1 protein-coding gene is annotated in these 1453 nt (G+C 63.7%); it reads left to right on the forward strand.

Going from position 1 to position 1453, the window contains the following annotated elements; all coding sequences use genetic code 11:
• On the forward strand, nt 1–1453 hold a 1453-nt coding region (locus AC1DMK_RS30995; protein ID WP_477864036.1), incomplete at both ends, for a T1SS-143 repeat domain-containing protein.

The following is a 1453-nucleotide window of genomic DNA, read 5'->3' on the forward strand; positions in this document are numbered from 1 at the left end:
TCGGGCCAGTACACGGTGACGCAGAACCATGCGATCCAGCATGCTGCGGGCAACAACGAGAACAACCAGAGCTTCACGATCGGCTATCAGGTGAAGGATGGCGACGGCGATGCTGCCAACGGCTCGATCACCATCAATGTCGATGACGATACGATTTCCTGGACGGCCTCCGACAGCGGCTCGGTGAACGAGGATGACCTGTGGTTCGGCAACGACCTGTCGCGTGAATCGACGACGGCGACCGGCAGCCTGAACATCTCCTGGGGTGCGGACAATTACGACGTTGCCGACCGCAACGACGGCGCCGGCCGCTCGCTGGTCTTTGCCGCGACGGGCACGGTCTCTGCGGTCGACGGCCTCAACCAGGCGGTTGCGCTGACGTCGAACGGCGAAGCGCTGAGCTATACGCTGTCTGACAACGGCACGACGCTGGTTGCGACGGCGCATGGCGAGACGATCTTCACGGTGACGGTGAACGACGACGGCAGCGGCAGCTACGGTTTCAATCTGCAGGGCAACCTCGACCAGAAGCTATCCGGCGAAGATGCGCTGAAGCTGACCTTCCAGGCGGTTGCGACGGATTCGGACGGTGATGCGAAGACCGTCAACTTCGCGGTCTCGGTGACGGACGACATTCCGGTCGCGATCGGCCAGCTTCTGCCGCATTATGTCGAGGAAGAAGAGCTTTCCGGCGGCAACGAGGACCATTCTCCGAACAGCGACCTGGATACCAGCATCTTCGGCTTCCCGGTCGACGTGACGACGAAGAGCACGTCTGGCTCGCTGTTGATCTTCTGGGGTTCGGACCATGCCAACAGTGCGGTGAACGGCGGCTTCGGCGGCGTTCAGGTTCTGGGCGACCGTTCGGTCTCGTTTGCCGGCGCCTCTGGTGATCTGACGTCCGCGCAGGTCGATGCGGTTCTGTCGATCAAGAGCGGCAACCAGACGATTGCGGCGAGCGACCTGACCTCGGGCGGCCAGCACCTGACCTATACGCTGTCTGCGAACGGCACGGTGCTGACGGCGCATGCCGGCGACAAGACGGTGTTCACGGTAACGCTGACGGATACGGGTGCGGGCGGCTACAGCTTCGACCTGTCGGGTGTCCTCGATCATCCGGTCAAGGCCTCGGGCGCTCAGAACGAAGACGTGATCTCGCTGAACTTCACGGCGACGGTGCGCGACGGCGACGGCGACCAGACGACCGCCGGCTTCACGGTGGGCGTCATCGACGACAGCCCGATCGTTGGCAACAACGCGACGGTCAAGCTCGACGACGACGCGTTGCTTGGCGGCAATGCGGATGGCCAGGGTGACGATGCCGACGCGCAGAACGTGACGGGCACGCTGAACCACTCCTACGGCGCTGACGGCGCAGGTTCGGTTCTGCTGACGGGTGCCGGCCTCGGCACGACGGCCGGTGCGGAGGGTTCGTTCTCGCAGTCGGTCTCTG

This window comes from Rhizobium sp. 05L419 (assembly GCF_056397845.1).